Annotated in this window: 41 protein-coding genes and 3 tRNA genes; 38 read left to right on the top strand and 6 right to left on the bottom strand. The window is 39.3% G+C overall.

Translation table 11 applies throughout. From position 1 onward, the window contains the following. The first annotated feature begins 75 nt into the window (after nt 1–75). The 5 genes from C7120_RS14285 to C7120_RS09265 all read left to right on the top strand — a co-directional run bounded on the left by C7120_RS14285 (nt 76) and on the right by C7120_RS09265 (nt 3,440). Nucleotides 76–651, top strand: coding sequence for an RtcB family protein (locus C7120_RS14285; RefSeq protein ID WP_107621317.1), 576 nt, complete (start codon nt 76–78; stop codon nt 649–651). Next, nucleotides 648–1,256, top strand: coding sequence for an RtcB family protein (locus C7120_RS14280; RefSeq protein ID WP_107621316.1), 609 nt, complete (start codon nt 648–650; stop codon nt 1,254–1,256). The genes C7120_RS14285 and C7120_RS14280 overlap by 4 nt, the downstream gene beginning before the upstream one ends. Nucleotides 1,257–1,395: 139 nt before the next feature. After that, on the top strand, nt 1,396–1,677 hold the full coding sequence (locus tag C7120_RS13795; protein ID WP_146154229.1) for a hypothetical protein: 282 nt from the start codon (nt 1,396–1,398) through the stop codon (nt 1,675–1,677). 344 nt (nt 1,678–2,021) lie between these two features. Beyond that, entirely contained in the window at nt 2,022–2,876 is an 855-nt protein-coding gene (locus tag C7120_RS09270) for a hypothetical protein (RefSeq protein ID WP_146154228.1), read from the top strand. A 15-nt stretch (nt 2,877–2,891) separates the two neighbouring features. Then, nucleotides 2,892–3,440, top strand: coding sequence for a thymidylate synthase ThyX (locus tag C7120_RS09265; protein WP_107621194.1), 549 nt, complete (start codon nt 2,892–2,894; stop codon nt 3,438–3,440). A 42-nt stretch (nt 3,441–3,482) separates the two neighbouring features. On the opposite strand, the gene C7120_RS09260 is transcribed toward C7120_RS09265, so the two are convergent. Continuing rightward, entirely contained in the window at nt 3,483–4,625 is a 1,143-nt protein-coding gene (locus tag C7120_RS09260; RefSeq protein ID WP_107621193.1) for a site-specific integrase, read from the bottom strand. Between the two features lie 260 nt (nt 4,626–4,885). Next, entirely contained in the window at nt 4,886–5,581 is a 696-nt protein-coding gene (locus C7120_RS09255) for a S24 family peptidase (RefSeq protein ID WP_107621315.1), read from the bottom strand. Between the two features lie 264 nt (nt 5,582–5,845). Here C7120_RS09255 and C7120_RS09250 point away from each other — a divergent pair, with 264 nt between their 5' ends. The 33 genes from C7120_RS09250 (at nt 5,846) to C7120_RS09090 (ending at nt 23,494) form a co-directional block, all read left to right on the top strand. Continuing rightward, nucleotides 5,846–6,019 (top strand): helix-turn-helix domain-containing protein, encoded by a 174-nt coding sequence (locus tag C7120_RS09250; protein ID WP_158267367.1) that lies wholly within the window; start codon nt 5,846–5,848, stop codon nt 6,017–6,019. Between the two features lie 276 nt (nt 6,020–6,295). Beyond that, nucleotides 6,296–6,378 (top strand) — tRNA-Ser (locus tag C7120_RS09245). An 84-nt stretch (nt 6,379–6,462) separates the two neighbouring features. Next, nucleotides 6,463–6,574 (top strand) — tRNA-Ile (locus C7120_RS13950). A gap of 91 nt (nt 6,575–6,665) precedes the next feature. Beyond that, a complete protein-coding gene (locus C7120_RS09240; protein ID WP_107621313.1) occupies nt 6,666–7,199 on the top strand; it encodes a hypothetical protein in 534 nt (177 codons plus the stop codon). A gap of 70 nt (nt 7,200–7,269) precedes the next feature. Further along, nucleotides 7,270–7,497 carry a hypothetical protein gene (locus C7120_RS09235; RefSeq protein ID WP_107621312.1) on the top strand — a complete coding sequence of 76 codons (228 nt, stop codon included), beginning with the start codon at nt 7,270–7,272 and terminating at the stop codon, nt 7,495–7,497. A gap of 2 nt (nt 7,498–7,499) precedes the next feature. Then, entirely contained in the window at nt 7,500–8,369 is an 870-nt protein-coding gene (locus C7120_RS09230; protein ID WP_107621311.1) for a hypothetical protein, read from the top strand. Continuing rightward, entirely contained in the window at nt 8,366–9,124 is a 759-nt protein-coding gene (locus tag C7120_RS09225) for a lambda exonuclease family protein (RefSeq protein ID WP_107621310.1), read from the top strand. Before C7120_RS09230 ends, C7120_RS09225 begins: the two co-directional genes overlap by 4 nt. Continuing rightward, on the top strand, nt 9,121–9,864 hold the full coding sequence (locus C7120_RS09220; protein WP_107621309.1) for a phage regulatory protein/antirepressor Ant: 744 nt from the start codon (nt 9,121–9,123) through the stop codon (nt 9,862–9,864). Before C7120_RS09225 ends, C7120_RS09220 begins: the two co-directional genes overlap by 4 nt. Nucleotides 9,865–9,884: 20 nt before the next feature. Further along, nucleotides 9,885–10,325 carry a DUF3127 domain-containing protein gene (locus C7120_RS09215; RefSeq protein ID WP_107621308.1) on the top strand — a complete coding sequence of 147 codons (441 nt, stop codon included), beginning with the start codon at nt 9,885–9,887 and terminating at the stop codon, nt 10,323–10,325. A 200-nt stretch (nt 10,326–10,525) separates the two neighbouring features. Continuing rightward, the gene (locus tag C7120_RS14045) at nt 10,526–11,038 is read left to right on the top strand and encodes an HNH endonuclease (RefSeq protein WP_199220678.1); all 513 of its coding nucleotides are present in this window, start codon (nt 10,526–10,528) and stop codon (nt 11,036–11,038) included. A 6-nt stretch (nt 11,039–11,044) separates the two neighbouring features. Further along, on the top strand, nt 11,045–11,938 hold the full coding sequence (locus tag C7120_RS13945; RefSeq protein WP_158267366.1) for a hypothetical protein: 894 nt from the start codon (nt 11,045–11,047) through the stop codon (nt 11,936–11,938). Then, nucleotides 11,938–12,522: a hypothetical protein gene (locus C7120_RS09195; protein ID WP_107621305.1), complete on the top strand. Its 585-nt coding sequence runs from the start codon at nt 11,938–11,940 to the stop codon at nt 12,520–12,522. The genes C7120_RS13945 and C7120_RS09195 overlap by 1 nt, the downstream gene beginning before the upstream one ends. Before the next feature lie 19 nt (nt 12,523–12,541). After that, nucleotides 12,542–12,847, top strand: a complete 306-nt coding sequence (locus tag C7120_RS09190) for a hypothetical protein (RefSeq protein WP_107621304.1) — start codon at nt 12,542–12,544, stop codon at nt 12,845–12,847. Nucleotides 12,848–12,852: 5 nt separating this feature from the next. After that, complete coding sequence (locus C7120_RS09185) at nt 12,853–13,356, top strand: dUTP diphosphatase (RefSeq protein WP_107621303.1); 504 nt, start codon at nt 12,853–12,855, stop codon at nt 13,354–13,356. A gap of 9 nt (nt 13,357–13,365) precedes the next feature. Further along, nucleotides 13,366–14,175 (top strand): phage antirepressor KilAC domain-containing protein, encoded by an 810-nt coding sequence (locus C7120_RS09180; protein ID WP_107621302.1) that lies wholly within the window; start codon nt 13,366–13,368, stop codon nt 14,173–14,175. 13 nt (nt 14,176–14,188) lie between these two features. Further along, nucleotides 14,189–14,638 carry a DUF4494 domain-containing protein gene (locus C7120_RS09175; protein WP_107621301.1) on the top strand — a complete coding sequence of 150 codons (450 nt, stop codon included), beginning with the start codon at nt 14,189–14,191 and terminating at the stop codon, nt 14,636–14,638. A 47-nt stretch (nt 14,639–14,685) separates the two neighbouring features. Further along, a tRNA-Tyr gene (locus C7120_RS13940) sits at nt 14,686–14,799 on the top strand. Nucleotides 14,800–14,837: 38 nt separating this feature from the next. Beyond that, nucleotides 14,838–15,233 carry a hypothetical protein gene (locus C7120_RS09170; RefSeq protein WP_107621300.1) on the top strand — a complete coding sequence of 132 codons (396 nt, stop codon included), beginning with the start codon at nt 14,838–14,840 and terminating at the stop codon, nt 15,231–15,233. Nucleotides 15,234–15,303: 70 nt separating this feature from the next. Then, the gene (locus tag C7120_RS09165) at nt 15,304–15,741 is read left to right on the top strand and encodes a hypothetical protein (protein WP_107621299.1); all 438 of its coding nucleotides are present in this window, start codon (nt 15,304–15,306) and stop codon (nt 15,739–15,741) included. Between the two features lie 82 nt (nt 15,742–15,823). Beyond that, complete coding sequence (locus tag C7120_RS09160; protein ID WP_146154247.1) at nt 15,824–16,228, top strand: hypothetical protein; 405 nt, start codon at nt 15,824–15,826, stop codon at nt 16,226–16,228. A gap of 6 nt (nt 16,229–16,234) precedes the next feature. Beyond that, the gene (locus C7120_RS09155; protein ID WP_107621297.1) at nt 16,235–16,828 is read left to right on the top strand and encodes a DNA adenine methylase; all 594 of its coding nucleotides are present in this window, start codon (nt 16,235–16,237) and stop codon (nt 16,826–16,828) included. A 125-nt stretch (nt 16,829–16,953) separates the two neighbouring features. Further along, nucleotides 16,954–17,730 (top strand): site-specific DNA-methyltransferase, encoded by a 777-nt coding sequence (locus tag C7120_RS09150; protein ID WP_107621296.1) that lies wholly within the window; start codon nt 16,954–16,956, stop codon nt 17,728–17,730. Nucleotides 17,731–17,734: 4 nt separating this feature from the next. Then, complete coding sequence (locus C7120_RS09145; protein WP_107621295.1) at nt 17,735–18,238, top strand: nucleotide modification associated domain-containing protein; 504 nt, start codon at nt 17,735–17,737, stop codon at nt 18,236–18,238. A 135-nt stretch (nt 18,239–18,373) separates the two neighbouring features. Next, nucleotides 18,374–18,592 (top strand): hypothetical protein, encoded by a 219-nt coding sequence (locus C7120_RS09140; protein WP_107621294.1) that lies wholly within the window; start codon nt 18,374–18,376, stop codon nt 18,590–18,592. Between the two features lie 5 nt (nt 18,593–18,597). After that, nucleotides 18,598–19,104 (top strand): hypothetical protein, encoded by a 507-nt coding sequence (locus C7120_RS09135; RefSeq protein WP_107621293.1) that lies wholly within the window; start codon nt 18,598–18,600, stop codon nt 19,102–19,104. Continuing rightward, nucleotides 19,101–19,289, top strand: coding sequence for a hypothetical protein (locus C7120_RS09130; RefSeq protein ID WP_107621292.1), 189 nt, complete (start codon nt 19,101–19,103; stop codon nt 19,287–19,289). The genes C7120_RS09135 and C7120_RS09130 overlap by 4 nt, the downstream gene beginning before the upstream one ends. Nucleotides 19,290–19,296: 7 nt before the next feature. Continuing rightward, a complete protein-coding gene (locus tag C7120_RS09125) occupies nt 19,297–20,103 on the top strand; it encodes a phage antirepressor KilAC domain-containing protein (protein WP_233247056.1) in 807 nt (268 codons plus the stop codon). Nucleotides 20,104–20,105: 2 nt separating this feature from the next. Then, the gene (locus C7120_RS09120) at nt 20,106–20,336 is read left to right on the top strand and encodes a hypothetical protein (protein ID WP_107621291.1); all 231 of its coding nucleotides are present in this window, start codon (nt 20,106–20,108) and stop codon (nt 20,334–20,336) included. A 258-nt stretch (nt 20,337–20,594) separates the two neighbouring features. Continuing rightward, complete coding sequence (locus C7120_RS09110) at nt 20,595–21,374, top strand: hypothetical protein (protein ID WP_146154246.1); 780 nt, start codon at nt 20,595–20,597, stop codon at nt 21,372–21,374. A 68-nt stretch (nt 21,375–21,442) separates the two neighbouring features. After that, a complete protein-coding gene (locus tag C7120_RS09105) occupies nt 21,443–21,934 on the top strand; it encodes a hypothetical protein (protein ID WP_107621288.1) in 492 nt (163 codons plus the stop codon). Nucleotides 21,935–21,938: 4 nt separating this feature from the next. Continuing rightward, nucleotides 21,939–22,211, top strand: coding sequence for a hypothetical protein (locus tag C7120_RS09100; RefSeq protein WP_146154245.1), 273 nt, complete (start codon nt 21,939–21,941; stop codon nt 22,209–22,211). A 3-nt stretch (nt 22,212–22,214) separates the two neighbouring features. Beyond that, complete coding sequence (locus C7120_RS09095) at nt 22,215–22,571, top strand: hypothetical protein (protein WP_146154244.1); 357 nt, start codon at nt 22,215–22,217, stop codon at nt 22,569–22,571. Nucleotides 22,572–22,573: 2 nt separating this feature from the next. After that, entirely contained in the window at nt 22,574–23,494 is a 921-nt protein-coding gene (locus C7120_RS09090) for a hypothetical protein (RefSeq protein WP_107621285.1), read from the top strand. Between the two features lie 59 nt (nt 23,495–23,553). Here C7120_RS09090 and C7120_RS09085 read toward each other — a convergent pair whose 3' ends face one another. The 4 genes from C7120_RS09085 to C7120_RS09070 all read right to left on the bottom strand — a co-directional run bounded on the left by C7120_RS09085 (nt 23,554) and on the right by C7120_RS09070 (nt 26,218). Further along, entirely contained in the window at nt 23,554–24,030 is a 477-nt protein-coding gene (locus C7120_RS09085) for a hypothetical protein (RefSeq protein ID WP_158267365.1), read from the bottom strand. Nucleotides 24,031–24,062: 32 nt separating this feature from the next. Next, nucleotides 24,063–25,004: a tyrosine-type recombinase/integrase gene (locus tag C7120_RS09080; protein WP_107621283.1), complete on the bottom strand. Its 942-nt coding sequence runs from the start codon at nt 25,002–25,004 to the stop codon at nt 24,063–24,065. Nucleotides 25,005–25,137: 133 nt separating this feature from the next. Then, nucleotides 25,138–25,344 carry a hypothetical protein gene (locus C7120_RS09075; RefSeq protein ID WP_158267364.1) on the bottom strand — a complete coding sequence of 69 codons (207 nt, stop codon included), beginning with the start codon at nt 25,342–25,344 and terminating at the stop codon, nt 25,138–25,140. Nucleotides 25,345–25,381: 37 nt separating this feature from the next. Further along, nucleotides 25,382–26,218 (bottom strand): phage antirepressor KilAC domain-containing protein, encoded by an 837-nt coding sequence (locus C7120_RS09070; protein WP_146154241.1) that lies wholly within the window; start codon nt 26,216–26,218, stop codon nt 25,382–25,384. Nucleotides 26,219–26,453: the final 235 nt, after the last annotated feature.

The raw sequence follows: 26,453 nt of genomic DNA, 5'->3' as shown, positions 1-26,453 counted from the left end.
CCTTGAGAGAAATCCTTGCTACTCGTTACCCAGAAACGATTTCGTATGAAGCATGGAAATTATTAAGCGAGAATAATGAAGATAATAAAGAACAGCATCGGTAATGAAGTAAAAGTATTTGCCGAAACATTTGAAAATGAGGCTTACGAGCAGGTTAAGGCATTAGCTGATTTTGAACCGTATCATAATGCCAAAATTCGTATTATGCCCGATTCGCACGCAGGAAAGGGGTGTACGATTGGCACGACTATGACTATCACTGATAAGATTACCCCAAATCTCACGGGGGTAGATATTGGATGTGGCATGTTAGTTGTAGAACTACAAGAGCAAGATGTTGACTTAAAAGAGTTGGATATGGTGATACATAAACACGTGCCATCGGGTTTCAATATCCATCTTATTCCTATACATTCTTTTAGCTTCAAGAATTTAAGATGCGCCGAACACGTTAATTTGGAGCGTGCTATTCTTTCCATTGGCTCTCTCGGCGGTGGTAATCATTTTATAGAAGTGGACAGGAGCGAAGATGGGAGATTGTATCTTGTCATCCATTCAGGTAGTCGTAACCTTGGCGTAGGTGTATGTAACTATTATCAGAATCTTGCTTATGAGAAATTGAACAGCTTGGCTGATAAAAGAAAGAGTTGATAGCAGTCCTAAAGGCACAAGGTCGTGAAAAGGATATCAACTCCGAATTGCAAAAGTTAAGTCAACCAAAGTTTATAAAAGAACTTGCATATTTAGAGGGCAAGGACTTCGAGGACTACATCAACGATATGGAGATTGTCCAGCGGTTTGCCTCTCTGAACAGAAAGACTATTGCTGAACTGATATTGGGGCAAATGGACTTGCACGCTGTCAGCACGTTTGAGACCATTCACAATTACATTGACACAAAGAATATGATACTTCGCAAGGGTGCTGTAAGTGCACAGAAAGGAGAGAAGTTCATTGTTCCTATCAATATGCGTGATGGCTCTCTGATATGTATTGGAAAGGGTAATGAGGATTGGAATCATTCTGCTCCACATGGAGCTGGACGTTTAATGAGCCGAAGTAAGGCAAAGGAAACTGTATCAATGAATGATTACGAGAAGTCTATGGATGGCATTTATACTACTTCTGTAAATGAAGCTACCATAGACGAAGCTCCACAGGTTTACAAGCCTATCGATGAAATTATGAAAGCGATAGAGCCTACAGCGGATATTGTAGAGATTATCAAGCCTATATATAACTATAAAGCGAACTGACAATGAAAATACTAAAGCGTTTGTTTTGCAAGCACGATTATGTACAAACAACTCCTGATTTAACGGGGTACATTAACAATGAACATGGTACTATTGGCTTTAGGTGCAAGAAATGTGGAAAATTTAAGATGTTATAACAATGAAACGCATAAGAATAAACATACCTATATACACATGGTCTGATTTTAAGCAATGGTTCTGGGATAGAATTGCCTATCCAAGACGAGAGGTGTGTGCCATGTGGTTAGAAATGAATAATAGCAATATAAAATTAGGTATTGAAAACATCATCATAGAAGAGCTAAATCTTGATTTGAATAACGAAGCCGATGTTACAAGACTTAGTGATATTTGTAGAAGGTTTGATTCTCTTCTAAAAGAGGAAACCAACAAGACGATTAATCTGATGTGTAAACATTAATAAAAACGATATGATAGTATTTAATAATCTATTTGAAATATTGGTGTTGGTAATTACAGTAGCAATCTTGTTATCTATAATTGTATTGGTAATATATTGTAATATACCCCATTACCGAATAGTGAAGAAAGAAAATTTAGCGAATGGAGATAAGTTATTTTATCCACAACGCAGATTTTTTATATCATGGAGTAATATGTCTATTTCTAATGGTCTTGCAACATTTGACAATGTTTGTTACAAGTCTTACCGCGAAGCTAAAGAATTTATCTGTAAATACGTATGGAAAACTTTTGATGATTCCATAAGATAAAAAGGAAACCGATTACAAAAACAGAGATATAATGAAAGAAATATATTCGTATATTAGCGATGGCTCTTCTTTGTTTAGTAGAGAAAAATTAACAGATAGAGCAAGGGGCTTTATGTATTTGTGTGAGTGTCCAGAAAGATGCAATTTATATGCACAAGGGATGTGTCTGTTAAGAAACTATGTCCGAAGGTGCAAGTATGGTAAAATAAATTCATGCACAGGACCAACGATGAGGGCTAAATCTTATGGTACTTTTATCAGAGATTTCAAAGCGGAGCATAAGGAAACCCTTAACGTTTCGTTGGGCTGTGTCTCAAAAGTATGTAATATTGTGGACTTGGTGTATTTACCAATACCGTTTCTTCACAATAATAAAGATGCTGATTTTGCCTTACGAGAAGATTTTGGCTTTGGTGGAACGATAGTCATGGTTGAAAAGAGTAAGTTCACAAAAGAGTTTATAGACAAGCATATACTGCAATTCAGACCAAGGACATGGTTTGACAATGCTGTTATAGAGGATTATCTTAAAAAACACCTGCCGGCTTTTATGAATCAGCTGAAGGATTATAATCTACATTTATTCAGGGAAGTCATAGCAATGCGCCCTGAGTACAACGAATTGTATAGTAATGTTTCTAACGTTGGCAGAAAGGCTGATTTAAGAACACTTACGCCAAACAAGGGAACATTTGTAGATTGTCATGGAGCACACTGGTCGTGGGACGGCAAATATCTTGTATCAGAAGACACCAATTGTGCTTTCATGCCAATAGATGCCTCTCAATTCTCACGAATAAAAGTCATGGTAAGGCTTGACAAGCCAGTACCAATTAAGATTACTGATGATGAACAAGTCAATGAGCAAACTGTGTTTTTTGATTAAGATTTATTTGCGAATATGAAGATAGAAGTAGAAAGAAAGTCCTCTTGGCTCGACGTTGTGAATGCTGCAAGATTCACGCAACGTTTGCCACCACTCGACCACGAACCGAGTGATAAGTTTAAGATACAGATTATAAGAGCGGAGCACAGTCCGCTAAGGGAATTGCATTTTGAGGTACGTTTATTCGATATTCCTTATTGGGTAATGGGGCACTTAGTAAGACACGTTCACGCACAGCCGTATGTATCAACAAGCCGACCAGATATAACCAAGTCCGGACTTGATCGCAACGAAATGAAGCAAGGCGAGCCGGTAAACCTTATGCTTTCTCTCAATGCGCAGGAAATCATCAATATTTCTAAGGTCAGACTGTGTATAAATGCTTCTAAGGAAACGAGAAAGATTTGGAATGGAGTAATATCAAAGTTAGCCGATATTGAGCCTATACTTGCAAAGTATTGCGTCCCAAGTTGTTGTTATCGAGGTTTCTGCCCCGAGATAAATTCGTGTCATTATGATAAGAGTAACGAGTTTAGGGTAGAAAGATATAAATATATGTATTAAACAGAGAAAGGGTGGGCTATATTCGTTCACCCTTTCCGTTCTTTAGAATACGTTTTTGAGCTTATCAAACTCCTTGTTCACCGTCTTATCCAATATCTTTGCGTATATAGCAGTAGTCTTGATGTCTTTGTGTCCCATAAACTCCTTTACGACCTCTATAGGTATGTGTTGATTAATGCACACAGTCCCGAAAGTATGTCTTCCAACGTGCGAACTGATATGCTTTTCTATTCCTGCTCGATATTGAATTGCTTGCAAATTCCTATTATAGACATGCATTTCTTGTATAGGTAGATGATACTCATACTTCTTCAATATTTCCATCGCAGGAGGAAGTAGTGTGATATTATACGCATTCCCCGTTTTTACACGTTCATTCTTCACCCTATATGCTCCGTCCACCTCCTTTGCCATACTCTCAAAATCGAAATTACACATATCCACATAAGCAAGTCCGGTGTAGCACTGAAAGAGAAAGCAATCCCTCGCCTTAATTAAGGGTAATTCTGTAAGTTTTACCGCCTTAAGCCTATCAAGCTCCTCTATTGATAGGAAACGCCTATCAGAGTTCTCTGAACGCTTAAAATGAAGAACATCATACGGGTTTTCTTTTACATAACCGAATAACTTTGCTTCACGGATGTATAGCTTCAATACTTTGTGATAATTGTAAATGGACTTTGTCTTTATGGCGTTGGTAATCGAAAGCTCATTCCACAATAGGATGTTGCCTTGTGTAATATCAGAGAAGTCCTTTATTCTTCCCCAGCGTTTGAGGACATGATAGACAGACAAATGCCCTTTCCTTGTTCCATCTGTTATTTTGCGCTCATAGATGCGTTGATACATAAACGACAGAAAGGCGTCCTTGCGACCTACAATACTATTGTTACTCATATACTCTTTCAGCCCAGCAAGAGTAAACGCCTCATTGTTCTCTAATTTTGTATTAATATAGTCAATAATCGTGTTACGAACAATATCAATGCGCTTGTTGTACTCTACCTGCTGGCCGCAATTACATACTCTGTCATTGCGAAACTGATCCTTTTTCACCTTTACACCTGTGTTATAGAAGTTCCTGACTTTGACAAAGGTAACTTCAACATAAACGGGTACTGCAACTTTCTTAGATGCAGTATTGTGCCTATCAAAGACAATCCTTGTATTTGCTATTTTTTTCATATCACTTTAACTTTCAAAATTGGTACGACGCTTTGGTACGATTTTGTTACGAGAATGTACCCTAATGTCCGTTTTTGTCCGCCTTTGGCAGGGTGTAAACAAAGTGATAATCTTGTTTGATAATTATTTTAACAGCTGATAATCAGTTTGTTATGCGTTTTAACAAGCCTGATTTTCTAACTATTAAAGTGATTCCGTTGGGATTCGAAGATATGCTGATTATCAGATATTTACATAAAAATGGTACGAATTTTGTACTTCTATAATGGGTTGACAGCAAGCTCTACTTTGAAGACCCTTATAATATCAGACTTGGAAACATCTTGAAAGTCTCCGTATTTAGGATCTTTATTTTCAGGAACAAGGCGCACCTTGTCTTCATCATTAGAGCGCACAACCCACTTTACGGTACGCATATCACTTCTTGTAATAAGTGCGTAGACTTCCCCGTAAATTATTCCGTTCACGCCATCTTCTATGTGTTTGAGGCATATCTTTGCCCCAGACCTGATGAGAGGAGACATGCTATCGCCCGTCAGGTTGCACCAATAGAACCCAGCCTTGTTGTATGGTTCCATACTTATATACGAAACGGGGATTGTTGTTTGGTCATTTACCATCAAGTCAAATCCACCAAGGAAGTCTACATTGTAGTATGGTCTACCAACCTTGGACACTTCAATTGCATTTTCTGTCTCGTCATGTAGCCACATCTTCCCCTCTCCCGTTTCGAGCCACTTGATGTTAAAAAGCGGTTGGGCGTTACGGATGTTCTCATAAGTACTCCTGTATAATCTCTTTTGATCATCCGGAGTGTCTCGCTTCTCGGCATTATGAAAGAAGCCATTTGGCAGACCAAACTCTCTTTCAAACGATGTAGGAGAATTGTCTGAACTTTTTTGAAGATAACTGTCAAGGACCGTCAACAATCTTTGATAAGAATTAATATTTGCCATAATTTACTGTATTTTAGGTGTTTACTTAATAATCAAATCACATTTGCTTCGTTTTAATATGTTTCATAATCAAAATATATGTTAAATATCTATTCAAAATCTATTGCGTTTTAGATTTTATGCCTATATTTGCCATAAGAAATCTTACCATATACTGATATGAATAAAACGAAATCTACGATGTCTCACGACATATATTAGATTAATTTTGCAAATATACAAAAAATCATTAGATTAATGTGTAAATTAAATGGAAAAACTAATATGGCAAGTGAAGAAACATATCTGACGACGAGACAGACCGCTGCCGTTCTCAATGTAAGTGAGAAGACCGTGCGGAGGTATGTGAGAGACTGTATTATACCGTTCACAAAACCAAGGGGACGCTACTACTTTGCAAAAAGTCAGCTAATAGCTTTCATCAACAATGAGCTATAGGCGCAAGAGCCTATAACGCCGAAAGCAAATTTATTGGAAAACAGACGCAGCCGTTGCGTCCGCCGAAAGACAGGTCCAAGTTGAATGTAGGCAAAGCGGTTGGGGTGGTTGATTAAAAGTTGCACCTCTATAGAATATCATAGACATATTCATAAAAACGTATAAAAGGCTAAGACAAAAAAAATGAGTAGTCATGGACTTTAAAGAATTGATAACGCAATTCGCTCAAATAAAACATAGCCACACATCTTTCCACGGATAGGTGTGTGGCAACATGGAAGGCTGGCAGAGTGGTAATGCAGCACATTGCTAATGTGTAATACAGAAATGTATCGGAGGTTCGAGTCCTCCGTCTTCCGCAAAGCTCGTGAGAGTCACTTTTTATCATACCAAATAAGTATTTAATTGATTCTTTTTTACAGGGGAGCGCCCCTGTTTTTATTGGAGGCGTGATGGAATTGGTAGACATACCCCGAATACGGGATGGCATAAGGTTGAGAGTGGCCATGCTAAAGCCTTTGTAAGTCCGTGCAGGTTCGAGTCCTGCCACCTCCACTATTAGACTACAAACAAAGTGATAAATCTTGTGTCCGCATTGCCTGTGAAGGTAGTGCGGATTTTTTGTTGAACATAATTTATAAGATATATGGAAGGAAGAACATTTATTGGTATAGACCCTGGAAGTAAAGGATATTTTTCTGTAATCTACCCCGACAACTCGAAAGAATTTATTTCTATAGCCGACAATGACGAACTTGGGTTGTCAAGAGAATTAAAAAGAATAAAAGACAAGTCTAACGAGAATGTCGTGGCTTGTATGGAAGAGATACATGCGATATTCGGATCTTCCGCAAAATCCACATTCTCTTTTGGTCAGACATTCGGAATACTGAAAGGCATTCTTGTCGCTCTTGAAATACCCTACCACCTTGTGCCGCCAAAGGCGTGGCAGAAAGAGATTTGGACAAATTCAGATCTGGTTGTGTCGTATAAGGTCATAAAGCGCAACGGGAAAGAGACCAATGTAAAAGATATAAACACAAAGGCTACTTCTTTTAACGCTTCAAGGAGACTATTCCCTGATGTGGATTTAAGGAGAAGCGAAAGGTGTAGGAATCTTGATGATAACAAATCGGACTCTTTGCTTATTGCAGAGTACGCCAGGAGAAAGAATTTATAAGTGTTATATTTGCGTATTTAGGTGTAGGCTAACCGTCTGTGAAGATAGTTAGCTTTTTTTATTTCTGTGTATGATAGATGTATACGATATAATAAAGCAGATAAACAAACAGAAAGCTGAGGCCCACAAGTTTCCAATCTCTGCTAATTTCAACGAGGTGATGGGCGAAGTTACCGCCCAAGTTAAAAGTGAAATTAATCAAATGGTGTCCGAAAACAAAATAACCTATAACCAAACATTAAACAGCTTTTCGTTTGAAGTGATTGATGATATTTTTAACCAACAAATAAGTGAATAATTATGGAAGAAAATTTTAACCAAGTGCCATCTGTGGAAGAAGCGCAAATGGAAGTTATCGAAGTACAGCAGGCAGAAATGCTTGCGGCAATCAACAAGAGTGAGATTGACACGCAGATTGCAACGGCAAAGCAATACCCACGCAATCTTGCAAGAGTATTAAACAACATTGAAACACTTGCTACTATGGATGAGGAAACGGCTGCAAGTTGTTTCTATGTGCTTCGCAGACAAGGAAAGGTTATTGAAGGGCCTTCGGTTCGCATGGCAGAAATTATTGCGTCAGCCTGGGGCAATCTGAGAGTCCAAGCACGCATCATTGGCAATGACGGAAAGATGATTACCGCACAAGGTGTATGTCATGATCTCGAAAGCAACTATGCAACATCTGTTGAGGTGAAACGCAGAATCACCGACAAAAATGGGAAGACATATTCGGACGACATGCAAGTTGTAACAGGGAACGCAGCCTGCGCTATTGCCATGCGTAATGCTGTAATGAAAGTTGTCCCATCTGCCCTTATCAAGAAAGTTATTGGCAAGGCAAAAAAGGTGTCCCTTGGGCAATCTATGGCGCTTGAAAACATCCGGCAGAGTATGATGCAGTATTTCTCAAAAATCGGCGTCGAAGAGCAATGTATTTTGGACTACCTATCTGTATCAAAGGTTGACGAGATTGATACTGATATGGTCGTTGAACTGCGAGGTCTTGCTACTGCGATCAAAGAAGGGACAACAACCGTTCAAGAGACATTTTTCCCTAAGAGTACCACGCCCTTGGAGGCCACGGAAGAAGAGGTTAATCCTGCCAAAGACTTATTTGGGGAAAAAGATAAGGCTCCCTCTGAAAAGAAAAAAGGCGAGAAGAAATGAACGACTTACAAAGAACGACAGATTGGTACCTCGCCCGAAAGGGTCGTGTGACCGCCTCTGAAATCTATATCCTCCTTGCCAACCACAAGGAGGATATGACAGAAGAGGAAATAGAGGAGTATAAGAAACTTAATCCAAAGTCACGAGTCAGAACAAAAGAGGTCCCGTTCTCACAAGGCACATTCTCTTATCTTGATGGGAAGATAGCCGAGCAATTCATGCCTGACAACGCTTTCCTTGAATATATGGAAGATTGTGCGCCGCACTCACGGGCAATGGATTGGGGAACGCTTATGGAGAATTCTGCACGAATGCGGTTCTGCAATGAAACCGGGGAAGAAGTGCTTGACGCTCCATTTATACCGCTTAAGGGCTATGAAAGGTTTGCTGGAGGTTCACCTGACGGTATTATCCGCAGTGGTGGCATCTTGGAAATCAAGTGCCCGTTCAACCCTGCCATTCATCTTAAACATTTCTTATACGAAACGGCAGAAGATTTAAAAGAAGACAATTTGCAATATTTCAGCCAGTGTCAGTACAACATGATTTGCGTTGAACGTGAAACTGATATCGAAGTACCATTCTGCAAATTTGTAAGTTACGATCCGCGTACTTCCAAGAGCAAACAACTAAAGGTGCTTACCATACCAAAGGATGTTGAGTTTCAGAAGCAACTTCTTGAACGCACGGAGTTGGCGGTGCAGTACTTTAGAGAAAAGATAGAAAAGATTAATAATGCTAAAATGATAGTATGACAGACGGTGAACTTGTTTACAAAAGCAAAGACGGAAAGGCTTTGACAACAAGCCTTAAAATAGCAGAAGTATTCGGAAAAAGAAATGCAGATGTATTGCGCGATATTCGTAATTTACATTGTAGCCCCGAATTTAGAGAGCGCAATTTTGCGTTAATGGTGAATATCAACAAGTTACCACAAGGCGGCGCACAAAAGTCTGAATACTACCAAATGACAAAAGACGGCTTCACTATACTTGTTATGGGGTACACCGGGGCCAAGGCAATGGCGTTCAAAGAAAAGTACATTGAGGCTTTCAATAGAATGGAAGAAACCATTAAAAATGGTGGATTCTCACTTCCGCAAACCTTTGCTCAAGCATTAATGCTTGCTGCCAAACAGCAAGAAAAGATAGAAGAGCAAAACAGACTTCTTGTAGAACAGGAACCTAAAGTTCAATTCTTTGATGCAGTAGCGAGCAGTAAGGATGCCATTGAAATGAAATCTGTTGCCAATACGCTTGATTTTGTGGGCGTAGGACGAAACAAGCTCTTTGAGATACTTAGAGACGCTGGAGTTCTCACTCATAAGAATCAACCAATGCAGCGTTTCATCGACAATGGGTGCTTCAGAACTATTGAACAGAAATACGAGAAGTCTGATGGTGAAATTTGCATCAATATCAAGACACTTGTCTATCAGAAAGGAGTAAATTACATAAAGAGCCTGCTTGAAAAGTTAGGCTACAAACAAAGGTAAACTAAAATAAATTCATAACAATGGATATACAAATTATCGGCACTATTGTCAATGTGCTGCCAAAAGTTACGGGCTCCTCCCAAAGGGGTGATTGGAGCAAACAAGAGTATGTTATCAATGTAGAGGGCGAAAACGAGCAATATCCTCGCTCAATCTGCTTTCAGATTTTTGGAGAAGAAAAAATCTTAAATGCAGGTCTACAATTAAACGAGAGGGTTCGGGTGCACTTGGATATTGACTGCCATGAGTACAATGGGAAATTCTACAACCAAATTTCTTGTTGGAAAGTAGACCGAAATGCCCAACAGCAAGGAAATGCGGTCGTTTACCCCGAAAACCAACAAGCTACTACTCGGCAGACCACTCAGCAACAGTTCCCTCCACAGGTGAATAGCCAAGGGGTGCCTCAACGACCAGCTACACCACAACCAAAGGAAGATTCCGATGACCTCCCCTTCTGATATATGAACATGTTAGCCCTGCCTTTGTCGGTGGGGCTTTTTAATTTGATGAGATATGAAAGCGAGTCAAAGATTGTTTTATAAACGATAATATTATTTCATGGTAAGCCGGATAGGCGGTGTTAGCTACTCTCGTCGAAAAGGTGTTCCCAATCGCCCTGCCGGTTTATCTTTTACAAATTGGGATAAAATAGATTGGGATGAAAAAAGACCAAGAAAAAACGCTCTCATACGAAGAGCAAATCAGAAGTCCACATTGGCAGAAACGCAGATTACAGATTTTGCAGCGTGATAATTTCACATGCCAAATTTGTGGTAGTACAGAGAAAACACTACATGTGCACCATCTTTGTTACAGGAACGGTGCAAAAATATGGGATTACCCAGACAAGACGCTAATAACTTTGTGCGAAGATTGTCATATGATGGAACATGAAATGCGAAATGGAAATGACCATTCTGTAACAAATCTTATCCACGACTTATCAATTAGTGGATTTACTAATTTTGAGCTTGTTTCTATATTGTACAAAATTGCGCATGAAAGTTTCGTTCATGACAACCAATTTGTTATAAGTAACTTGCTAAATCGCAAAGAGGAAATACCACTTGAAGGTTGTCATGACTACGACACGCTGCTCTTTTCTGATACTAATAGCGTATTAAGAAAACTTGCGGAAAGAAGAAGTTGTATTAAGGGAAGCAAATTATAGTCTATTATGGATGGTAGTTGGATAAAGTTATATCGGAAATTCCAAGATTGGGAATGGTACACCGACTCACAAGCGGTTCATTTGTTCCTACATTTACTTTTGTCTGCAAACAGCAAAGACAAGAAGTGGAGGGGTAAAAAGATATGCAGAGGGGAACTTGTTACATCTGTAAAAAGTCTTAGTGAAGCCACAGAAATACCAGTAATAAGTGTAAGGAGGAAGCTAAAAACCCTCCAGGAAAGCGGCGCAATTTTGGTAAAAACGACAAACAGATTTAGCGATATAACTATCTGTAAATATGACGATTACCAAACAAATGAGCAAACAAATGAGCAAACAAATGAGCAAACAAATGAGCAAACAAATGAGCAAACAAATGAGCAAACAAATGAGCAAACAAATGAGCAAACAAATGAGCAACAACTAAAGAATATAAGAAGTAAAGAAGTAAAGAATATATCTCTTAACAGAGGGTTCCGCGCCAAAAGCGCGGTTGAAAATTCAGAAGAGTCAAAGTCTAAAAGAAAAGTTAAAAGAGAATCCTCTGCGGTTACAAAAGCGAGAGCTGTTTTTGAACCTTACTTCAAGGAAAAGACTGGGGAAGAATATTACTGGAAAGCCGTTGATGCGGCACAAATGGGACAGTTACTCAACCAGCTCAGATTTTCTCGCAAAAATAAAAATCTACCTGTAGAGGAAAGCGATTTGCTTAACGCATTGAAAGTTTTTCTTGAAAAGATAACAGACAATTGGATGTTGAGTAACCTATCCGTGTCTAATATTAGTTCCAAATACAACGAACTTGTTGCGCAAGCAAAAGGAAATAAGGGTAAGATGTCTGTTGGGGTGAAAATAAATGCGGACGAAATGAATTACGATAAATCTACAGACTGGGGATAATGGAAAAGATAGATTTCAAAAAACAGATAGAGTATTTGCGAGACACGGGATATAAACCGCTGCCAGAACAAGTGTGTATTCATATTCCATGCGCACAAGAACACTTGTACAATGGAATAAAATACTTCTGCGGGAAAGATGCGAAATGGCTGCCTGATTACGAGCGAATAACAGAATGGCTTACTGATAACAAGGGGCGTGGATTACTATTAGCTGGCAAGTGCGGATTGGGAAAGTCGCTTATCGGAATGCGCATAATACCATTGTTGCTTAACTACTACTGCAGGCTGTTAGTAGGTATTTACACCGCACAAGAACTAAACTCTAAGCCTGATGAAATCATGAAAAAGCATATTGTTTATATTGACGATGTTGGCACAGAAGATGTCAGCAATATCTATGGAAACAAGCGCATTCCGTTTGCGGAGTTAGTGGATGCGGCGGAAAGAAACGGGAAGTTGCTTATTATGACAACAAACCTGGACGAGGACCATTTAAAAGAAAAGTATGGCGAAAGGGTCGTAGATCGCTTGCACGCCGTGACAAGGAAGATTACCATTAGCGGTAAATCAATGAGAAAGTGATGACTAAACGATAAAGCACATGAACGAAATAGATCACGCTATCGCAAATGCCATCCTTGATGATTCTTGCGACGGGACTTTTGATTTGGAAGTAGAACTTGGAAACAACGTTTTGGCCAATGTCTGCGGGAGTATAGAGACGGATAGTTGTCAAGAGGACGATTACTACAATGGGACGGGGGCTTGGGTAACAACCTATGCTTCTGTTCGTATTTGTAGTTTAGAATTATGTGCTTACAATGAAGATGGTGGAGAGATACCTTGCGAATTGGAAGCACACGAGAGCGAGATAGAAGATTATTGTAAACGACAACTATTAAATTAAACAATATGAAAATAAAAGTAAAGAAATTAAGTCCATTGGCAAAGATGCCTTACAAGAAGTACGACAGCGATTTTTGTTTTGATGTGTACGCAACATCGTGCGAAGAGGTTGCGCCAAATGTTTACAAGTACGGATTAGGGATTGCGTTTCAAATTGAGCGAGGAGAGGAGACGATTCTTGTTGTGGAAAACGGCAAATATAAAGAGCACATGTCTGTAGACACGGCGAGAATGCCGTTAAAGTTTTGTATTGACTTACGTCCACGCTCCTCTGTATGGAAAACGGGAATGGTGTTAAGCAATGCGGTAGGCACTATTGACGAGACCTATACAGGTGAGGTTTCTGCGGTGTTCTATCATGTCATGTCCGACATGCCGAAGTACGAAGTCGGAGATCGTGTTGGACAAATAAAGATTGGGGTTACATTTCCTATGGAATTTATTGAGGTGGAAGAATTGAATGAAACAAGTCGTGGTGCGGGCGGATACGGTAGTACAGGGGTAAAATAACGAAATAACATGAGTGAAAGTAATAATATTAAAGACTTAATTCCTATCGAGGATAGAAATGGTCAGAATGCGGTGAGCGCAAGAATGCTTCATGCTTTCTTAGAGAGCAAACAAGAGTTTGCCAACTGGATAAAGAACAGAATCGACAAGTATGGGTTTATTGAAAATCAAGACTTTGAGGTTTTTGATAACTTTGTCAAAAACCCCAATGGTGGTAGACCACAAAAAGAGTACGCTTTATCAATCGGTATGGCAAAAGAGTTGTCGATGGTAGAGGGTAACGAAAAAGGAAAGCAAGCACGAAGATACTTTATTAAGTGTGAAGAATTTGCTAACAATGTAAAAGCGTTGGCAATCCCTGACTTTTCAAATCCCGCAGAAGCGGCAAGGGCTTGGGCAGACCAATACGAGAAAGCTCAGTCGCAGAGCAAAAGAGCGTTGGAAGCAGAAAAGCAAGTATTAGAACTAAGTGATACTATTGCTAAGATAAAGCCTAAAGCCGATTACTGCGACCTGATATTGGCTAACAATGCTACTATCTGTACAACAAGCATTGCGCAGAACTATGGAATGAGTGCAAAGGCTTTTAATATCCTGCTTCGCAATTTCGGTATTCAGCACAAGGTCGCAGGACAATGGATTTTGAAAGCAAAGTATCTGCCTTATGGATATATCCAAAGCGAATCGGTAGTAATTGAACACAACAATGGCAGAACAGAAACAAAGCAACATTCCAAATGGACGCAAAAAGGACATTTGTTCCTATATGAAGAATTGAAGAAACATGGAGTGTTGCCATTGATAGAACAAAATAATTAAAACAGAAAATAACATGAGAAACAGAACATCAGAATGGTTTGAGACCAAAGTACGTTACAATAAAACTACGGAAGATGGTCAGACCAAAAAGGTTACAGAGGCTTACACTGTAGAGGCGTTGAGTTTTTCTGAAGCAGAGAGTGCCATAACAGAAGAAATGTCGCACTATGTCAGTGGCGAATTTGACGTAAAGGCGATTACTCGTGCTCCTTATGGTGAGATTTTCTTCAGCGATGCTGACAGCGATGACAGATGGTATAAAGCAAAACTTGCATTCATTGCCATTGACGAAAAGACAGAGAAAGAAAAACGTTCCAACGTTGTTTACCTTGTGCAAGCTGCAAGTCTTGATAAGGCGCGCCTGTATGTAAAAGAAGTTATGAGCAACACAATGATTGACTACGAGGTGGTTTCTATTTCAGAAACACCATTATTCGATGTTTTTGAATATAAAAAACAATAAAGACGAACAAACATTGGTGTGGAGCGGGGTACACTACCCCGCATTTTGGAGAAATGGCGGAATTGGTAGACGCGTCCTTAATACAAGGATGGTGTATAGCGTGAGAGTCGCGATGTTAAACGCATTGTAAATCCATGCAGGTTCGAGTCCTGCTTTCTCCACTAAAAAGAATGTTGTTAATTTATAAGATTGAGCGAAAATGAAGGACTGCAAAAACGAATATCGGTATCTATGCTCTGCGGAAAAAGAAGGTAAGATTATTGATTTGACTTTCAGAGACAACGAATACTCTGTATTGGAGTATAGGAACGAGCAAGAAAAACTTGGAAGAATGGCCTCGGTTTTTGCAATAGGTAAAAATCAAGAAAAAGAAAGCATCGTTTGCATGTGTGATACAACAAGACTTAAATTTCCAAAGAGAAAAGGCTGGTCTGTACGTGTCCTTTGTCTTGAAACTGGGGAAATATACAACTCTATCCGTGATTGTCAGACTGCTAACAACATAGGAAACTGGGTTGTTCGTAAAGTTGTCTACGAGGGACGACCGTTTAAAGGCAAACATTACAAGGTGATTGATGAGGAAGTAAAGAAATGACTTGTTCCAAAAGAACAGAAAGACAAATTTATGCTGCATACAAGACGGCACAAAGTAAAAAGAGAAAGTTATGTATAAAAATCATTTAACACTGCAAGATATTCATATCGGGGACTGGGTACAAGAGTATAGTGAGATAACAGACAAACTATCCATCCCGATGTACGTGTCTGCAATCTTTGAAAACGGAGACGTCTACCTTGATTTTAACGGGAATGAGTCCGATGTTTGGGAAGAAGAAATAGAGAATATTGTCCCCATACAGATAAATGAGGATATTCTGAAAGGTTTTGGGTTTGAGCACGATAAGGATATTGGGGGGTTCTTCCTGCGTGTTGGAGATAGGGAACTCTATGTGCATCGTTTTCAATACGACCTTAGCATGTGGGTTCTTCAATTCGGTGATAACGTTCAGTACACGCCAACATGTCGCAATATCCATGAATTACAACATGCATACTATGAGTACACACATGATCCATTGGTTTTAAATTGGAAAGGTGTTTAATTGTGTAAAATATGTTTAACTTTTAGGAATCCACCATTAAGTGAAATCATTGGTGGACTCCTTCTTAGAGGTTTCAAAAAAAATGGGAAAGAAATATATAAGAAGAGTGCATAAAAATATGTACGATATACCTTTTGGCTGTATATGTGGCATTCTTGTAGATGAGGTTATGATGAAGAAAATTGCCAAATTAGAATATCGGTTTGTAAGCGAATTAAAAGATTTGCTCATAAACAATAAAGATAGATTGGAAATATCAAGTTGGGGTTTGGCATATCCGAACTGTAAGCAAACAACCTTTAGATATATAGGGTTGAATACAGGACAAACTATTGATGATAGAATCAACCTTATCCGCAATTTAATAGAAATCAAAAGATGCGAACATCTTTACGAGACCAATTTGGAGTGGAGCATGAAAAACAAAGAAAAACTCAGTGCCTTTGCTCAAAAGGATATGGAAATGCTTGGTGTTGGAGAAGAGTAAGACCCCATGAAAATAACAGGAACAGTTCATTGTTTCTTTGAACAGTCAGGCACTTTTAAAAATGAGTTTCGTAAACTTGGCTATGAAGCAGAGGATTACGATATTCAGAATGAGTTCGGAGAAACGGATCATATTATTGATTTGTTCACAGAAATTGAAATTTGTTATCGTGGAGGGGCGAGCGTGAATGGTCGCTTCTACTCCGGCGGGTACAGTGGGCATTGTGTGAAGATTGGTAACGGCAAGACGAGAGATTATGTTTCCGAATCAATCCGAAACATTCTGCCACAAATCCCGCTATTGCAAGATGTGGATTTCCGAAGTGGTAGTTACGAGGAGGTTGAATTGCCATCCGCTGATAGAACGACTATCTACTGCGACATTCCATATAAAGGCACCAAACAATACACCACATCAAAAGACTTTAACTATAATAAGTTCTATGATTGGTGCAGGAAGAAACATTCAGAGGGTTATCGAATATTCATTTCAGAATATCAAATGCCCGATGACTTCAAATGCATTTGGCAAAAGCAAATCACTTGTGCCATGAACCAAACAATAACAAAAAAACCTATTGAGAAACTGTTTACGTTGTAAAATATGGAAAGTAAAATAGACAGATATGCTGCCGATTGGATAAAGAAGCACCCGAAAGCAAAACTTGAAGAAGCGTTTAAGGCAGGATATTGGAAATGTTGTGATAATTGGTGTAAACGCGAAAGATGATGGAACTAAATAAGCTATATCATGGTGATTGTTTTTCTTTAATGCGAGATATACCAGATAAGTCCATTGACTTGATTTTGTCAGATCCACCCTTTGCTTGTCTGAACAAATCAAACAAGCATGCGCAATGGGATAAAGAGATTGATTTGCAAGCATTATGGAAGCAGTATGAGCGTATTATCAAAGATGATGGGGCTATACTACTTTTTGCTTTCGGGATATTCGACGCTATGCTCATTATGAGTAATCCTAAAATGTGGAAGACCACACTAATATGGGACAAGGTTAGAAAAACAGGATTTCTTAATGCGAAGCGAATGCCGATGAGACAGCATGAAAATATTGAGGTTTTTTACAAGAAACAACCAACCTATAATCCACAAATGGTTAAATGTGAGCCGCAACAACGCAATCATAGTAGAGGTAACAGTAAGCACAAGGACACAAACAGGAATTACGGAAAGTATGGTAAAGCCGAAGATTTTATCGCAGACGAAAAATATCCAAGCAGTATTATCACCTTCCCAAAAGGGCACAGCAAAGAAGATTGGTTGCACCCTACAGCCAAACCTGTCCCCTTGCTTCAATACCTTATTCGCACATATTCCAACGAGGGCGATTTGGTGCTGGACAATTTCGCTGGTGGCGGTTCTACCTGTATTGCTGTCATCAGAGAAAAGCGAAACTTTATAGGAATGGAGCTTGACGACCATTTCTTTGAGATAGCTAACGAGAGAATTAAAAACGAATTACAACAACCCAAATTATTTTGATGATATGAAAGAAAAAACAGAATTTAAAATTGGAGACACAGTCATATTAAACGAAAAAGGAAGGAGAGCTGTCAAAAATATAAACCCTGACACTGTATTTGTGGTAGATTCCGTATCGGAAGACGGAACGATTTGTTCTTGTTTTTTTAGGCGCATTGACTTATATTCTACCGAGATAGAACACTATCAAACATTTACAAATTCTTCGCAAGCAACAAAAGAGCAGATGCTTGAAGAACTCACAAAACAAATGCTTGAAACATTCAAGAAGAAAAACGCAGACTACGGAGATAGTACAACGCAAACATTCAAAGAATTTGGGCTGACTTCATACACTATAAGGCTGAATGACAAACTGAATAGAATTAAGTCGTTCTGCAAGAAAGGCGAGTTGGAAGTGAAAGATGAGAAAATAATAGATACACTTATGGATATGAGTGCATATTGTCTATTGGCGGCTATTGACATTAAAGAACAAAAAGGAAGCGATGATAAAGGAACTTTTTAAGAAATGGTCGTGCTGCCACGAGTGGGAACTTGTAAATAAGACGAGAGTTTATAAGTATGGCGAAAGAGGAATGCCTTACCGAATAGAGGCTACTTTCGTTTGTAAAAAGTGTGGTAAATTCAAAAAGATTGATTTATGAGTAAGATTATAGAAAACAAGGCGGATAAGGCTTTCCCTTACGCAAAGGATGATGATGCGACAATTTCTGCTTACGCAGAAAGGAGGGCATACATCAAAGGATATGAGGACGCTTTGAAAGATGTAAAACATCGCATGAATATCTCCGCAATTGCGGGTGAGAAATTTCATGTGTTGAGTTTATATAAATGGATTGACAAAAGATTAGAAGATTAGAAATTATGATAGTGAATATTAAAAACAAAGAGACCAATGTTGGGTATTTACAAGTAGATGCTGGCGTTAGATACTATGAGGACACTGTCGTTAATGGAGCAGATGACATAAGTCTTTATGACAGCAAAGGTGATGGTGAGCCATTTGTTCCTTGTGTAGTAAAGATTAAAGATAAGCCTACCAGCTGCATATACTCCGACCATTACAGATGGAAGCCTTTGATTGATGTTAGCAATGGGCAGATTGTTAATTGGAGGAAAGGAACTACTGCAGATGTGCATTACAAAGTGTGCGATGATGGGGTGTATTGTTTGCTCAATAATAACAAACAACAGATTATTCGTATAGAAAGTTATGTTCCTGCACTTTTAGATCCTTACAGAAACGGTTATGGAGACTATATAATATTCTCGGTTAATGCTGATGGTTATATTAAAAATTGGCATTTTAATCAAGAGTTAGTTGATAACCTGATTAGGAATGATTTTAACTACAAGGAGGACTGTGAATGAATGATATAAGTGAGATTTTGGATGTACTATTTGCTTTCAAATTAGGCATCCCTGTTATTTGGAAAGACGATTATGGTAGCTGGTGGGGGGCTCATAAAGGTCATGTTTTCGACTTTCACCATGAATATAGAGTTGTGTATAGTCAGGATGTGGAGGAGTATCTGAAAGAAATTAATAAAAAATAATTGAACTATGGAAAGTTTAAGGATATTTGAATATAAAGGATGTAGTATTACTTTCAGTTGTGGTGACGGCGTTATGGTGAACGCCACGGAAATGGCTAAACCGTTCGGTAAGCGTGCAGTAGATTGGCTGCAAAATCAATCCACGGTTGAATTTATTAATGCACTCACCGAAGTGAGAAAAAGCACTTCGGCTGATTTTCAGGCAGTTATAGTGGTGAAAGGTGGTAACCCAGAAGCACAAGGCACTTGGATGCACGAAGATGTAGCGTTAGAGTTTGCACGTTGGCTTAGTCCAGCGTTCGCCATTTGGTGTAATGACCGAATCAAAGAGTTGTTGAAGTACGGCATGACCGCCACGCAGCCGACGTTGGAGCAAATGGTTGATAACCCTGATCTCGTGATAGAACTTGCCGTGAAGCTAAAAGAAGAGCGTGCCGAGAAAGAAAAGTTACAGCAAGAGGGCAAGGAATTACACGCAAGACTGGCAGAACAAGCCCCGAAAGTAGCCTTTGCCAATGCCATTGAAGCAAGCAAGTCAAGTTGTCTGATTGGTGAACTTGCCAAGATAATTACGCAGAACGGATATGAGATAGGTCAAAACCGTTTATTCAAGTGGCTACGCAACAATGGCTATCTTGGAAAGAAAGGGGAGTACTACAATATACCCAATCAACTGTACATTGAACAAGGATTGTTTGAGTTGAAGAAAGGCGTGCGCAGTGGTAATGAGGGTGTTATGCACACTACGATAACCACTAAGGTTACAGGCAAGGGGTGTAGTTATTTTATCAACAAGTTTTTAGGAGGGAGGTAATTATGGCTGATATAAATTGGTTAGCAGAGATAGTAAAAGTTCATAAATTTCATATAGAATTTTATTATTCAAGTATTACTGATTGGTGCTTGACAATAACAAGAAAAGGGTGTGCCAAAGACGGTGGCGATATTACTGTTTTTGATGATGAATGCTATGATTTGTCTTTGCTATTAGCAAAGGCGGAGGTTGCTGTTAAAGATTATTGTTGTGAACATTTAGGAGGATATTAATCTATGGATCCGCAGAAAATAACGAAAGCAGTATCATTACAAAAAACTATAACGGAACTCTCTATCTTCAAGGAAAGGCTAACAGAGCACGTCTTCTCTTTAGAAAGACGAATGCTAAATGAAGTTAAAGAGTCTTCTTATGAAGAAGAGACGAAGAAAGTACTAAGTCTGTTAATACACAAACATCTTGAAAATATGGAAGAGGACTTGTATTTTGAAATACTTAAATATAAAAATTTTTTATATGGATTATAGATTATGTTACGATTAGCAGTTATGCCGAAAGACGGCAAGGACGGTGTGATAATGTTTGTGAAATCATACAAACGTGATTGGTTGTTTCAAAGAAAATTGGTGCTTACGCCGTTATTGGAAGAGGCAAGGGCGTTTTTTTGTGATAGCCTTTTTGAGTTAGAAGTACCCATACGAGAGTTTATAGCGAAATTACCTTGTAGAGTGAATCCCGTAAACGACTATGGCATGAATGAACTTATTGCATACAATCAATTCTACATCATCGCCAAGCACACCCGAAAAGGAATAGAATACTATTGTTCTGAAAAGGAAGTGTACGACAGCAAACTCAAACGGAGAATACAAGTGCCAGAGTTTACCAAAGATATAAATAAGGCAGAGTTCTCAAAGAGCATTGATAGTGTAAACGCTATTCTCACAAGGATAAGGCAGAACTCAAACGAAAAGATAACATCGTATGGGGTATTTCTCACCATCGAGAACGACTTAAATAAGCCTAACATCATCTTTGCGCTGACAAACAAAATCTCAAAGAAAACTCGGTATCTTAAAAGTTATGACCTGAATAGCAAAAGTTCCGACAGGGTGTTGATGTGTGATTATATGGATAGCGCATTGGCTGTAAAATATGATGAGGCTTTGAAGATTTATGATGATTTACATGCCAAGCACAAGAACCTTCTTGTAAATCTACACATTAGGAACGGAGGAGAGAATACCCATGCAAAAGATTTTAAGTATAAGCGGGAGAGTATTCAAATTGGGTTTAAGTTGAAAGTTTAACGGTGGACATATCATAGTATAAATATATGGGATTTAGGATAAGTTTTGAAAGAGTACCAAAAGGGTTTATGTTAAGAGACTCTTTTAAGGACGGTAACGACTATGAAAGCTACTACAGTGAGTACGAAAAGGTGAGCGAAATGGTCAAGCATGACACTTGCACTGATATATTTCACGAGGTGCCGAACGAAAACAATAGACTTTTCACACAAATAGACGAGAACGAAGATACAGTTCTCGGAACGGTATCAAAAGAGCAATTATACCAATGGATTGTGGAAATCAGAAAGAGGTTTATATCCTATTTGGAAACAATGCTCGGCGATGACGAGGATAGTTTAATCCGAATGAAAGACTATGTCAATACAAAGAACAAACGGTGGCATTATTCATGGGAGGGTGTTCCGTTGTCTATGGAACTTGACTTCAAAGAAGATACAGATATAGACAAAATGCTTGTATCGGGAAGTTCGACCTACGAATACGAGATATTTAATTTTATCTCTATTTACAAGAACTTCGACTTTGATAAGTACGAATTGGTAATGTATGGAGGATAATGTTATGAAAGCATATATAAATAGTAATACTGCGGAACTAAGGGGTTGGCTGAAAGGCATTGGTTTACTTCCTATAGATTACCCTGAATGTGATAGGTATAATGGGTTGATTGCGCCATATCACATTCGGAAAGGTATGCCGCATGAGGGAAAAGATGTTGTTATTTTTTACCGAGACGGAGTTGTCTATGACACAGACGACGATGCAGAAGATTATTACTTCTGCGAATCAGAAGAAGAGTTTAAGGAGAAAGTGTTGGAATTAACAGGAAAATAGATTATGGCACAGATTTGTACAACAAGAGTGCAGAGTAAGAAACTCCAAGAGTTAGGTGTATCGGCAGATACGGCTGATATGTTTTATCCTTTAGGTTCGTCATTTCCCGAAGTATGTGATAGCGGAGATAATTTACAAGTGGATTATCCCGCTTGGTCGCTCGGGGCATTAATAGAATTGCTACCAAACCGTTTAATTTATGAAGATGTGGAATTTGAATTACTATTTAATAATAAAGTCGTTCGGTACGACAACCAAGGAGTCAATCTTACATTGAGTGGTTGCGTTGGAGAAAACTTGTTTGAGAACTGCGTTGATATGATTGAGTGGCTTGTTAATTCTGATAACCTAACGATGTGACAATGACCAACGAGGAAGAAAAGCAGCGAAGAAAGATTATTCGGCAGGAGTGCAAGAAGAAGAACTTAGCCCTGTTCTACAAAGAGTTTGGCGTTAATCATCGTACTTGGTTGCAAGAATTAGCAAGGAAGTATAAGGAGAGAGGGAAATATCCTCTCTCCCCACTTATCTTGTCTGACTATTACCAAGACTATGGAGATAAACTTTTAGCCACTCTAATAGCCTGCTTTCTGCTTGACGATAACAATAAAGCGATGCAACAAGTGTCGGCTATGAGAAATATTCTTGGCAGTCACCCATACAAAGATTTATATTCCAATCGTGCTTTCGTACAGTTATCCAACGGAGCCAATCAGACAAAACCCATATCGTACTTTGGTTCAGTGAAATGTTGGAAAGTGACCAATCTACTTGATATTGTTTGGAACATAGAGCACGACAATGGCAAGCCTTTGTTTGATGTGCTCTTTGAGCTGATTACGGCTCTGGAATATACACCGTATCATGCTTTGTTTTCGCTTTTTAGCGAGTTGCCTGTTAAACGACCGGAATACCGCATAAATCTCGCCCTGTTGCGTTTGTGCAGCAAGGACGGCATAAGCACCCACCTTTGGGATATTGGTGGCTTAGAGCGCAAATTAAAGTGCCCATTTGATAAGGGAATAAAATCCTTTATGGAAAACTGGCTTCCGCACTACGCTCAGACATTCACTTTTCCAGAAGCCTGCCACATAATGGGGTTTGAAAATGAAGTGGATTTCTACTATTCTTATCTTGGTTTCAAAGAACTGTTTCTTTACTGCGCACAAGAGGTAAGAGACTACATACATCTATACTCAATTCAGTATAACCACAGACAAATGGATAAGGATGGCAGAAGAAGATTGAGAAATAAAATACCAAACATTGAGTTTGGAGAGTAAAAAAAGGTTCCCTCACAAGTTACTGCGCTTGTGAGGGATTTGTTTCCTTGCAGTGAAATTCAATACAAAAAGAACAGCTTATAATACCAATGCTCTTTCATTCCGCACTGATCTTTCAAGTGTTCTCTAACAAAGTCAAGAGGACAGTGCCATTTTAGCCACGTGTCTGATTCGCACGAGAAACAAGCAATGGGGAGCTTATATTTGAATTTATACCAAATTTCGTCTTCAAGCTCTTCGCGCTGTCTTTTATATAATTTAGCCTCATTTTCTGCTTGTTCCAATGGACACTCGTAGCCACACTTTGCGTAGTTTAGGACAATTCTATGTTTATTCCCACCGTGTTTTTTATACTCTTCTTCATTTATTTTTAGGTGGGAATTGTATATTTCTTGTTTTTCGTTATCCCACTCTGCTTCTGTCATTGTTGGGTGAAATACATTTTGCAATAGAGATGGCCTGTGCCTTTCTATCCATTTCATAAGGATATATTTATCATTATAGTTGCTTAAGTACATTCTGTCTATAGCTGCCATTTTCTTGATATTTGTTTGTTGATATTTAGTGTTTAACCTTGAAAGAATGCCATTGCGTTTACTCCCGGCTTCCTCCCATCAATGCAGACGTATCTATCTGTCATTGTCGTCGTGCTGTGCCCGGCAAGCGTCCTGATAACCTCAACGGGCACATCTTTCTGCGCAAGGATAGTGCAGAAAGTACGCCTTGCGGTGTGCATGGTAACGAACTCCCATTTCTGGCCTTTCTTTAGTTTGCCACCGACATATAGTTGCACCTCTTCCGTCATTCCCAGTCTTTTGCAGATTCTCTGAATTGTCCTGCTCGTAACCGACGTACAGTGCTCCTGACATGGCTTGCATAGATACTTCATTAGTCGCTTGTGAACGGGCTGGTTTACCTCTGTCTTGGTCTTCTGTGATACATAAGACAGAATGCCGTCAGAAACGTTCTTTTGGGTCATACGTCTGACATCAGAGCAACGCCCTCCCGTGAGGCACGCACGCATGAACAAAGTCTTTACGGAATCTTCTGTTTTACTCTTAGGTTTGTAGTCGTCCAAGGCTTTCAGTTCATTCTCCGTGAGGGCGATATGTTGTGATGGCACTTTCTTTCCGTTGAGCACGCTCGTAAAGCTCTTGCAAGGAATAACACCTTCTTCGGAATACTCGTTGAGCAACGCCTTGATAAGGGCAAGATAAGTACATGCGCTATTGGGGGTAACGTTCGCTTTGATATACTCTGTAATGGTAGCAAGGTTTACCTTTGTAAGGTCTTGCCACCTGATTGTGCCCTTGTGTAGAGCCTCACACATCATTCTGACAACCTGCGGGCGCGTCGGATATTTTGTGATAAATGCACCCACAAATCCTTTTATCCACGTCCCAAATGAATAGCAATCTATGTTGTCCATAAAAGGATTGGACAAAATAGACGCAAATTGCTTGTCGGTGCACTTGCCGCCGAAAAACAGTCTTAATTCTTCTTTGCTCATAATTGTATGTTTTAGATGTTCAACTTATTTCTAAGTAGGTGGTACAGGTTTTTCTCTTGCACCACCCTGGCAATCACGAAAGCTGCCCGTATTGCAAGGGACGATAGCGCAAACCCATTATTAACATCTAAAATTACTCTGTAATCTTATCTACAATATTCCAATACGCCTCGCAGCCAATCATTTTCTGTATTGCGCTTGTTAGCTTGGCAAATATATCCTCGGAGTTTTGTAGGTATATGCTGTGCTGATCTTCCTTGTCGAAGAACCGATGCAGATTTTCAACCCAAGTTGCCGCGTCTGCAACATTCTTACTTACATTTACACTCTCTTGTATCATATTTTTATTTATTTTCTTTTCCATTTTCGTTCTGTGTTTATTTGATTTTTGCAAGTGTTGGGTTGTTTAAACTCCCACCGAAAAGTGTGTTGATATACGCCAGTCCTTTCTGTGTGCAAATGCATTTCATGACAATTAAGTCCGGATGGCTTTCTCGTTTAATAGGCGGCAATTCGGTCAACACGAAATAGCCTGCATCGACAAATCTTTGCTTTGGTTCATTTCTGCTCCCAAACAAAACGCCTTTCTCTCTTAGCTTTCTGAAAAGGGTATTTCGTCCGAAAGGCAGCCCGAGGATTTTCGCTGCCTGCCCAATGTCTACATTTCCTTCTGCCTTGAAAGCTGCATCAGCAAAATCTGCTTTGGGCTGTAGCTTTTTGATTTGGTTGTCTTTCTGCTTGTTTTCGAGTGTTAGCCTTTGGTTCTCCTCTACCTTGTCTGCGAGTTCACGCAAGGCAGATGGATAATCTGCAGGGAGATTATGACGCTGTACGGATATTGTGCCGTATGTCAGCAGTTCCTCAACCCTATCATCAACCCAAATCGCAAAGTCGGGCGACAACTTTTGGGCAACACGCAAGGCAATCTTCCGATGCGCCCAAGTGCCCTGTTCTTCACTTCCACCTTTCGTAACTTGCAGTAAATCAGCCGAAGTGCAATTTTGCATTTCGGTCAGTCGTTTAATGTAATCTGTAAGTTCCTTGCTGTAAATAATGTGGGATAGAGTTTTGTTTGGGAACTTTTTCGCCATGTCAGTAAGGCATACGAAAACCGTACCATTCACTTTCTTCATTCTGACATTAGAGCCATTATAAGAAAATGTTTTGTCAAGCTCCATGCGATGCGGAGCACTAAAACTTCTAATTTCGTCCATTTGCTTTGATTTTTTTAGACGTTTAAACTTTATTGGGTTGGTACACAAAGAAAGCGTACCGCTACCCTTTGTCTAATGCTTCAAAGCGAAAGCACGGAAACACCATTACAATGTAACCAAGGGACGGTACGCCGTTTTGTTTATTCCTCGAAAGTTTTGTTCAAGCAAAATGCCCTCCCAGAAAAACGGAAGAGCATACCTCAATCCGCTTTGATTTATTAGACATTACAAAGAT

Source organism: Prevotella sp. oral taxon 376, assembly GCF_003043945.1.
GTDB lineage: Bacteria > Bacteroidota > Bacteroidia > Bacteroidales > Bacteroidaceae > Prevotella.
Note: the sequence above shows the minus strand (reverse complement) of the source record. Positions and strands in the feature narration are given on the sequence as shown.